The sequence below is a fragment of the Nocardia sp. NPDC060220 genome, from assembly GCF_042727815.1.
Lineage (GTDB): Bacteria > Actinomycetota > Actinomycetes > Mycobacteriales > Mycobacteriaceae > Nocardia.
Genome location: NZ_JBHWZY010000633.1, coordinates 1 through 4,116, shown reverse-complemented (window position 1 = coordinate 4,116; position 4,116 = coordinate 1). Strand labels below are relative to the sequence as shown.

The 4,116-nt window shown below is 70.7% G+C and carries 3 protein-coding genes; 2 read left to right on the top strand and 1 reads right to left on the bottom strand.

Translation table 11 applies throughout. From position 1 onward, the window contains the following. Nucleotides 1–583, bottom strand: a 583-nt coding sequence (locus ACFWF3_RS26700; protein ID WP_379316101.1) for a DNA recombination protein RmuC, incomplete at its 3' end; no start/stop codon positions are given. Between the two features lie 183 nt (nucleotides 584–766). Between ACFWF3_RS26700 and ACFWF3_RS26695 the strand changes: the two genes are divergently transcribed. Together ACFWF3_RS26695 and ACFWF3_RS26690 are read left to right on the top strand one after the other, a co-directional pair. Beyond that, on the top strand, nucleotides 767–1,954 hold the full coding sequence (locus ACFWF3_RS26695; RefSeq protein ID WP_379316099.1) for an exonuclease SbcCD subunit D: 1,188 nt from the start codon (nucleotides 767–769) through the stop codon (nucleotides 1,952–1,954). Between the two features lie 46 nt (nucleotides 1,955–2,000). Then, on the top strand, nucleotides 2,001–4,116 hold a 2,116-nt coding region (locus ACFWF3_RS26690), incomplete at its 3' end, for an AAA family ATPase (RefSeq protein ID WP_379316097.1).

The window sequence follows — 4,116 nt, the reverse complement described above, 5'->3', positions numbered from 1 at the left end:
GATACGCCGAGAACGGCACCTTCGCGTCGACGACGATGTGCCTGCCGCCGGCCAGCCGCACCACCATGTCGGGCCGGACCGCACCCCGATCGTCGCCGCCGGGCCGGGATACCTGGGTATCGAAGTCGCAGTGCCGGGTCATGCCGGCGAGTTCGACCACGCGTTCCAGCTGGATCTCACCCCACCGGCCGCGCACCTGCGGCGCCCGCAGCGCGGCGACCAGCTGGCCGGTCTGATCGGAGAGCCGATGCGAGGTGCGTTGCATGCCCGCGACCTGCTCGCGCAATCCCGAGTACGCGTCGATCCGATGGTGTTCGACCTGCCGGATCTGCTGTTCCAACGCGCCGACCGCGTCGCGCAGCGGATCGACCATCGCGCCGATCGCGGCCGAATGCCTGCGCGCCGCATCCTCGTTGGCCGAGTGCAGCGACTGCTGCAGCAACCGTTGATTGTCGCCGGCCGCGGCGAGCCGGGCTTCCGCGGTGGCGGCGCGTTGGCCACCCCGGGCGGAATGCCCCAGCCAGCCGAGACCGAAGCCTGCGACGAAGACGAAGACGAGCGCGACGAGCATCGAAGCGGTCATGGGAGGCGATACTGCCCGAGCCCACCGACAAGTTCGCAATTCCCGGGCAAACCGGGCATGGCGGCGGCATTCCCACCGGACATCTTGGTGGTGTGTGCGCGGCCTCGTGCGCCACGCCGGTGAATTACACGTGTGTGGTGCGTCGATTGAATTCTGTCGGGGGTGTGCCCTACGGTTCGCGACATGCGGATCCTGCACACCTCCGACTGGCACATCGGGCGCACCTTTCACGGTGTCGACCTGCTGGCCGATCAGGCACGGGTGCTGTCGGCCGTCGCGGAGCTGGTCGCGGCCGAATCGGTCGACGTGGTGGTGGTGCCCGGCGACATCTACGACCGCTCCATCCCCAATGCCGATGCCATCGGGGTCTGCAATCGTGGATTCGAGGCGATCCGGGCGGCGGGCGCGACGATCGTCGCCACCTCGGGCAATCACGACTCGCCCGCCAGGCTCGGTGCGGGCGCGAGCTTCGCCGCGGCCGGTGGCCTGCACCTGTGTACGCGGGTCGCCGACGCGCACCGGCCCATCGTGCTGTCCGATGACGACGGCGACGTGGCCTTCTACGGCATCCCGTATCTGGAACCGGAGATCACCCGGACCGAACTCGGTGTGCCACAGGCGCACTCGCACGCGGAGATCCTCGATGCCGCGATGAGCCGGATTCGTGCCGACATCGCCGCCAGGTCCGGCACGCGCACGGTGGTGCTGGCGCACGCGTTCGTGATCGGCGGCGAGGCGACGGGTTCGGAACGGTCCATCTCGGTGGGTGGTGTGGAGACGGTGTCGATGTCGGCCTTCGACGGCATCGACTATGTGGCGCTGGGGCACCTGCATTCGCCGCAGACGCTCTCGGAGTCGGTGCGCTACAGCGGATCCCCGCTGCCGTATTCGTTCGGGGAGAGCTCCCATCGCAAGGCGGTCTGGATCGTCGACCTCGACGCGAAAGGTCTGGCGGCGGTGCACCGCCGCGAGCTACCGCAGGTGCGCGGGCTCAGCAGACTCACCGGCACCATCGATTCCCTGCTCACCGGCGCCGAATTCGCCGCGGCCGAAGAGCACTACGTGTCCGCCACGATCACCGACATCACCCGTCCGGTGGATCCGATGCGTAAGCTGCGCGAGCGGTTTCCGCACGCGGTGCACGTGGAATGGGCACGACCGGAAGGTAATCCGGAGTTGCACTACCGCGAGCGGGTGCACGGTCGTCGCGACACGGAGGTCGCGGCGAGCTTCCTGACCGACGTGCGTGGCACACCGAGCAAGGGGGAGATGGCATGGGTGGAGCGGGCGCTGGCCGCGGCGGTTCGCGAAACCGACTCGGGCCGAGGCGAATCCGCCCAGGAGCCGGTGGCATCGGAGCTGACTGCGTGAGCTCGCGCGCCGGGTTCACGGCGGCGCTCGTCGCCGGGGTCATCGCGTGAGGCTGCACCGGCTCGAACTCACCGCGTTCGGACCGTTCGCCGAGACCACCGTCGTCGATTTCGACGCACTCGGCGCCGACGGGCTGTTCCTGCTCCACGGGCATACGGGTGCGGGCAAGACGACCATCCTCGACGCCATCGCCTTCGCCCTCTACGGCAAGGTGCCCGGGGCGCGCGGCGAGAGCAAGCGCCTGCACTCCGACCACGCCGATTCGCAGACACCACCGAGTGTCGTGCTCGAGGCCACGCTCGGCGGCCGCCTGCTGCGCCTGACCCGCTCGCCCGAATTCGAGCGCCCGAAGAAGAACGGCACCGGAACCCGGCTGCTGCAACCCCAGGCCACGCTCACCTGGCTCGACGGCAGCGGTGAGAACCTCTCGCGCATCACCGATATCGGCGACGAGGTGCTGCGTCTGCTCGGCATGAGCGCCGACCAGTTCTTCCAGGTGGTGCTGCTCCCGCAGGGCGACTTCGCCAAATTCCTGCGAGCCGAGAACGAGGACCGCGAGAAACTGCTCGAAAAGCTCTTCGATACCCAACGTTTCGGTACCGCCGAGAAATGGTTGTCGGATCGGCGACGCGCGGCCGAAGGCGAACTCACCACGCGCCAGCAGGGCATCGACCGCCTGATCACCAAGGTCGGCATGGCGGCGGGATACGGCGGCGCGGAATCGATCGGCATCAAGGACTCGGTGACGTGGTCTCAGGAACTGCTGGCCACCGCGCGTACCGCCCTCGCCGAGGCGACCGCGAATGCCGAACTGCGCCACAAAGAATCGGCCGAGGCCCGCGCCGAAGCCGAAGAGCAACGCCGCGTCACCGAGCTGCGCACCCGCATGGCCGCGGCCCGCTCCGAACTGGACGCCTACACCGCCTCCGCTGCTCGCCGCGCCGAACTCGAACGCGAACTCGACCGAGCTCGCCTGGCTGAGCCCGTCGTCCATGCCATCGACGAGGCTCGCTCCGCGGTCCGTGGCCTGCGTCGCTCGGAAGCCGCCACCCGCGGCGCCGCAGCTGATCTGGCCGATCGTCTGAGTGCACCGGAGGCGGCCGATATCGCGGGTGTGGGTCTGCTGACCGTCGTGCCGGCCGAGCCGAACGGCGATGGCGGCGTGGACGTCCAGGGTGATCTCGAGGCGGCGATCAGCCAGTGGAACGCGCTGCTCGGTGTGCTCGGTGAGGTGCGCGCGGATGCGGTGATCGCACGCAGGCTCGCTGACGATCTCGCCGCTCACGAGAGCGAATCCGCCCAGCTCACGCGGCGTGCGGCGGAGCTGGCGCAGCGGCGGGTCGAACTGCCGGCACTGATCGGTTCTGCTCAGGAACAGCTCCGCGAGGCCACCGACGCGGCCGCCGCGCTGCCCGGGGTTCGCAACGAGCTGGCCAAGTGGCAGGACGCGGCGGCGGCCGCTGTCGAGATCGCCCGTCGCCGACCGGCTTTGGACGCGGCGCGCGGTGAACACGACACGGCCTGGCGCGCCCACCTCGACGCCAGGGAGCGTGTCCTCGACCTGCGCACCCGCCGCCTTGCCGGCATGGCCGCCGAACTCGCGGGCGCGCTCACCGAGGGTGCGCCGTGCACGGTCTGCGGGTCCGCCGATCACCCGGAGCCCGCGCAGCCCACCGACGACGCGGTGTCCAAGGACGCCGAGGACGCCGCACAGGCGGCCGAACACGTCGCGGAGGCAGCGCGGGATCGCCTCGCCGAACGCATCAGCGCCATCGAACGCGAGATCGAGGCGCTGACCGCGCGTGGCGGCGACGCCGACCCCGTCGCCCTCGCCGCCGCGGTCCGCACCGCCACCCACCGCTTCGACGACACGGCCGAAGCCGCTGAACGCGCCCCCGCCCTGACCAGCCGCCTGGAGGCCCTGCGCACCGAGGAAGCCGCCCTGCACGAGCAGTCCCGCGACTCGGACGCCCGCCTCGGCACCAGCACGGCCAACATCGCGGCCACCCGCACCCGCCTCGAAGAACTCACCACCCGCCTGCGTGCCGCCGCGGGGGCCGCCCCCCCCCGCGACCCCCCCCCCACCCCCCGCGGATACCACCAAACCGCCCCCCCCCCCCACCCTACCCCCCCGACCCACGAGGGCCCCCCCCCCGACCCCC

Coding starts and splice junctions, on each gene's coding strand:
- ACFWF3_RS26695 (WP_379316099.1), top strand. CDS start 767: ATGCGGATCCTGCACACCTCCGACTGGCACATCGGGCGCACCTTTCAC.